This window comes from Mesorhizobium sp. M1143 (assembly GCF_040318435.1).
In the GTDB taxonomy this organism is placed as follows: Bacteria; Pseudomonadota; Alphaproteobacteria; order Rhizobiales; family Rhizobiaceae; genus Mesorhizobium.
Map to the genome: position 1 here is coordinate 1 of NZ_JAMYMJ010000108.1, position 5461 is coordinate 5461.

Consider the following 5461-nt stretch of genomic DNA (forward strand, 5'->3'; position numbering starts at 1 on the left):
CTCACAGGCATTCGAGCTACTTCCGGCAGTTGATCCAGTTGATCCTTCAGTCGATTGACGTTCTGCGCGCCCTTCGCCGCGATGACGCCGAACTCCGTCATGTGGGCCCGGATCGCGTTGCCGATCTGCGTGCGCTGGCGAACCAGAAAGTCTCGCGTGCGGTGAAGAACCAGAACCGACGAGCAGGCTCGCTCTTGATGGCGACAAACCGCATGGAGGGGCGTGTCACGGCTTCACAGATGGCGGCCGCATCCGCAGCATCCGTCTTCCCGCGCTTCACGTAAGGCTTCACATAGGAGGGCGGCATCAGCCGGACGTCGTGCCCCATCTCCAGAAGCCTGCGCCCCCAATCGTGAGAACCTGCGCAAGCCTCCATGCCGATCAGGCATCGTGGACGCTTCTGGAAAAACACCAGCAACTGGCTGCGGCGAAGCTGACGGCGTACGAGAACCCGACCGTTCCCATCGACACCATGGATCTGGAAGACACTCTTTGCGAGGTCGATGCCAACTGTGGCAAGTTCTGACATGGATGGCTCCTTTGCTCGGGACGACAACATCCCAACTATGGCGCAATGCGACGCCGGGAGCAGGAGCCATCCACACCATCAATCGAGAATGCCTTCTCCAAGCTGAAGTCGATCCTCAGGAAAGCCGCCGCACGCAACATCCCCGAGCTTTGGGACGCAATCCGCGACGCCTTGCCACGCTTCACCGCAGAGGAGTGCTCAAACTACTTCTGCGCCGCAGGATACGAGCCTGAGTGATCAGATTCTGCTCTAGGTCGCCTCAGCAAAGGTGTTGATCGACCCGCCGAGCACCCCGAGGAACATCTGGGGCTCGGGCGTCTAGGATCTGCCAAAAGCATTTCCTACAAATCATCTATTAACAGCCAAAGCCGTCTCGACCAGCTTCACCCAATAACCGATGCCGTAAGCCAAGGCTTCGTCATCGAAATCAAAGGCCGGGTTATGACAGTCAGAGGTTGGCCCGTTTCCAACCAGAATGTAGGCGCCCGGGCGCGCCTCAAGCATATAAGCAAAGTCTTCTGCACCCAGACTTTTCTTGGCCGCATCGTTCACGGCGGCAACTCCCACGAGATCTTGCGCTGCCGTGATCGCCAGTCTGGTTTCTTCAGGATGATTGATGGTAGGCGGAACGGAACGAAGGTATTTGAACTCGACATTCGCACCAAATCCGCGTGCGATGCCTTGGGCGACGGCCAACATTTCTCGTTCGGCAAAGTCCCGCAGACCGGGTGAGAGGGTCCTGACGGTTCCGGAGATTTCAACATGATCGGGAATGATGTTGTAGGCCTCTGCGGCCTTCAACTTGGTGACGGAAATGACCAGCGAATCCAAGGGGTCCGTCCTACGCGACACCAAGGTTTGCAGACCAAGGATGATTTGTGCTGCAATAACAACGGGATCGATAGTCCGATGCGGCTCTGCCGCATGGCCTCCCTCACCCTTAACCACAATATCGAAGTCATCCTGCGAGCCCATAATTGGGCCTGTGCAGATGCCGAATTTACCAATATCAAGGCCTGGCTGAATATGCATACCAAAGACCTGAGATATACCGAATCGGTCCATGATACCTTCCTGTACCATCCTGAAGGCGCCCGATGGGAATTCTGGCTCTTCTGCCGGCTGAAAGATCAAGGCGACAGAACCCTTGAAGTTGCGCATACTCGCAAGATACTTTGCGGCCCCCAGCAACATGGCCGTGTGACCGTCATGGCCGCATGCATGCATTACGCCCGGGTTTTTGGAGGACCAAGGTTTATTTGATGCCTCAACGATTGGCAGGGCATCCATGTCCGCCCTCAGTCCGATCGTGGGGCCATCTCCGCCTTGGCCCTGAATAAGGGCGACGACGCCGGTCTCAGCTATTCCGGTCTCGATATGATTTATTCCGAACGATGCCAGCTTTTCGGTCACAAACCGAGCTGTGTTTTGCAACCGATAATCCAGCTCGGGATTTTCATGGAGGTAGCGGCGCCACTCGGTGGCCTCTTGCTGCAGATCGCGGAAACTATCAACCTTGTGCATGGTGGCTCCCAAATTACGCTTCGCAAGCGAATATCGTGTGCGGCTCAGTGTCTTGTCGCCATCCCTAGCTTTTCGCCATCCCTGGCCTTGCGAGGCTGAACACGGCTTCGGCCGTGGCAATGTAGTGTCGGGTTTCGCATCCGACCCAAATATTATGTCCAACGATAATGAATTCCTTTTGCGTCGACCGAGGTGCTGCAGCAATGTTGAACATCAGATGGCTCCCAGTTCCTCCCTAGTTCCGTGAAGGCCTCGACGGCACGGTCCACATCCGCACTCGAATGTGCGGCAGATCCGCGGCTTCCTTCAATCGCGCCTCGAGATCGGCCATGTCGTTGTTGGCGTAGCGGAACCGTTTGGCGTTCGACAGCCGCACCCCATCGACGATTGAGGCGTGATTGAGCGCATTGGAAATGATCGCGTCTTGCTCGCCAAGCAGCGTCTCGAACAGGCCACCACTGGCGTCGAAGCCTGTAGAATAAAGGATCGTATCCTCCATGCCAAGGAACCGTGAAATCGTTCCTTTGAGTTGCTTGTGCTGTACCTGTGTGCCGCACATGAAGCGCGCGGATGCCATGCCGTGTCCGTAGCGGTCCAGGGCCTGTTTTGCCGCCTCACGCAGTTCCCTGCCATCCGCGAGGCCTAGATAATTGTTGGCGCAGAAGTTCAGAACCTTCCTGCCGTTCGCGAGTTCGATGTTGGACGGCTGCGTCGAGGTGATGACGCGCTCGAACTTGTACAGAGAGGCCTTCTTGAGGCTTTCGAGTTCCATCGCTAAATGGGCAATGAAGCTGGCGGTCATTGGCCACTCCGCTGAATTGAATTTGGTTGATTCCAGAAGTAGCGGGTGCAAGCTAAGGACGGCAGGCACGGCCCTCGCAAGCAGCGACCCACGTTATTCCACTGCCAAAAGCAGTGCTTCTAAAACTAACGCTTCTTTACCCAGATACAATGATCTATGCGCCTGACAACGCTCATCGACCCTAACCAACTCGCTGTGTAAATTACTGTCGCATCGCTAGGTTACGACTGCGGATAGTCGACAGCAGTCGACCATGCCGGATCATCGTGCTTTTGCCAGTAGAGATCCATCAGTCGGCGCGTGATGGACCCGACTTGCCCATTGGCGATCGCGGTGTCATCGATGCGAGTCACAGGCATGATGCCCCCGGCAGTCGAGGTGATGAACACCTCATCAGCTGCCTTGATCTCATCACGACTTATATCATCAGCGGCGGCCGAAAGCCCAATTTCGGCGCTAAGATCGAACACGGATCGACGCGTGATGCCGGGTAGCACCCCGAAAGCGGGTGTCCGCAGGCACGCGTCCTTTACCACGAATACGTTGAAGCCAGGTCCCTCCGCAACGTGGCCGTTCGTATTTAGGATCAGCGCTGTCTCTGCCCCCATGTCGTAGGCATCGTAAAGACCCTTCACGAGATCGAGCCAATGATAGTTCTTGATTGAAGGATCGATTGAATTGGGCGGAATACGAACAGTCTCGCTGATCGCGACGTGCAAGCCTCTTTCCATTTGCACCTTGTTGGCAACCGAACCAAAAGGGACAGCGAACGCGATGAACCGGTTCTCCGCCTGGCGTGGGTCACGGCTGAACGTCGGGGACGAACCGCGCGTGCAAATCATCTCCACGTATGCCGATCTGTGCCCCGACAGAGCAACACAATTTCTCAGGATTGACTCTATGGTCCCCCGATCGTAGGGCAGCTTCATTCGAAGGCGTTCCATACCCCCGAAGAAGCGGTCAAGATGCAAATTCAATCGGAAGAACCTGCCATTCCAGACGTGCACCGTGTCGTAAGTGGCGTCCGAATGCAGGAACCCCCAATCGAGCACGGAGATCTTGGCCTCAGACATCGGCAAGTATTGCTCATCCATAAAAGCAACCCCTTCCGGGTAGCCCCGTCGGTCACAGTAATTCTCTGCGACTAGTGGAAAAACAGGCAAGATCTGTGTCATCGGGGTCGCCATTCTTTTTCCTCACACTAGGAAGGTTGCCTTGCCGCGCCGAGTGATCTGGCGTCTCACGCCATCGCAACGCAGGATCGGCTGCACCCATTAGATCGCACGTCACTCCAGTCGAAAAAGCTCAATCTCATCGTGGACGCGCAATGGCGGTTTCAAAAAGCGGCCAGCAGTGACCGCTTCAGCGCAGGCCACCCAACTCTACACCGTTGCCTGCGGCTCAAACTTGACTCGATCAAGCGAAATCATGCTCTGGAATTTTCCCACATTCGGGTTCTCCGTATCGGCCTTGAAATAGGCACAACGGACCAACGAAGGAGGAGTTGAGTCCGCCCGAAAGGGCGTGAGCCGGATCGTTCCCATGGGGACGACCGCAAGGCGATCTCGTTAGCAGGCTCTCCTAAGGTGGTTCAACAGATTGAGATCGTGTCCCGCGGCGTGGTGTAGCTGGCGGCATTAGTCGCCGTGCTCTCCGGCATGGGCCGGGCTGATCAGCGCGCCACGGCTGGCAGGCTGATCAGGGGATCATCGCTCATCTGGCTAATCGTTTCCAGAGTCATATATCTGGCCCGCTGCACTGCCCATTCATCGTTCTGTTCGAGCAGGATTGCGCCGACGAGGCGCACGATCGCATCGTCGTTCGGGAAGATTCCGACGACCTCGGTGCGCCGCTTGATCTCGCCGTTGAGACGTTCGATCGGATTCGTCGAGTGGAGCTTGGCGCGATGTTCCTTGGGGAAGGTCATGTAGGCCAGCACGTCGGGCTCGGCGTCGTGCATGATTGTCGCCAGCTTCGGCACCTTCGGCCGGATCTGGTCGGCGACGGCGCGCCATTGTACGGACGCGGCCTCGGGCGTTTCCTGGGCGAAAGCGGTGGCGATGAAGGCTGAGACGACCCTGCGGCCGCTCTTGCCGGCATGGGCCAGCACGTTCCTCATGAAATGGACGCGGCACCTCTGCCATGTCGCGCACAGCACCTTGGTGACGGCCGCCTTGAGGCCTTCGTGAGCATCGGAGACGACGAGCTTGACGCCGCGCAGGCCGCGAAGTGTCAGCTTGCGCAGGAACTCTGTCCAGATCGGCTCGGCCTCCGAGGTGCCAATCTCCATGCCCAGTACCTCGCGCCGGCCGTCCGCGTTGACGCCGACGGCGATGATAACGGCGACCGAGACGATCCGCCCACCGCGGCGGACCTTCAGGTAAGTGGCGTCGATCCACAGGTATGGCCAATCGCCCTCGATCGCCCGCTCGAGGAAGGCCTTCACCTACCCGTCGATCTCCTCGCACAGCGGCGAGACCTGGCTCTTGGATATGCCGCTCATACCCATGGCCTTGACCAGGTCGTCAACCGACCGGGTCGAGATGCCTTGCACATAAGCTTCCTGGATGACGGCGGTTAGCGCCTTCTCGGCCATGCGGCGCGGT

General features: G+C 57.6%; 2 protein-coding genes and 3 pseudogenes. All 5 read right to left on the minus strand.

What is annotated here, in order from left to right; genetic code table 11:
• Positions 1-529 (minus strand): annotated as a pseudogene (locus NKH35_RS30605) (IS110 family RNA-guided transposase); the annotation flags it as partial.
• 348 nt (positions 530-877) lie between these two features.
• Positions 878-2053: a M20 aminoacylase family protein gene (locus NKH35_RS30615; RefSeq protein WP_352917433.1), complete on the minus strand. Its 1176-nt coding sequence runs from the start codon at positions 2051-2053 to the stop codon at positions 878-880.
• 298 nt (positions 2054-2351) lie between these two features.
• Positions 2352-2855, minus strand: a pseudogene (locus NKH35_RS30620) (aminotransferase class I/II-fold pyridoxal phosphate-dependent enzyme); the annotation flags it as partial.
• Positions 2856-3076: 221 nt separating this feature from the next.
• Entirely contained in the window at positions 3077-4030 is a 954-nt protein-coding gene (locus NKH35_RS30625) for an aminotransferase class IV (protein WP_352917434.1), read from the minus strand.
• 497 nt (positions 4031-4527) lie between these two features.
• Positions 4528-5461, minus strand: a pseudogene (locus NKH35_RS30630) (IS256 family transposase); the annotation flags it as partial.

Coding starts and splice junctions, on each gene's coding strand:
- NKH35_RS30615 (WP_352917433.1), bottom strand. CDS start 2,053: ATGCACAAGGTTGATAGTTTCCGCGATCTGCAGCAAGAGGCCACCGAG.
- NKH35_RS30625 (WP_352917434.1), bottom strand. CDS start 4,030: ATGACACAGATCTTGCCTGTTTTTCCACTAGTCGCAGAGAATTACTGT.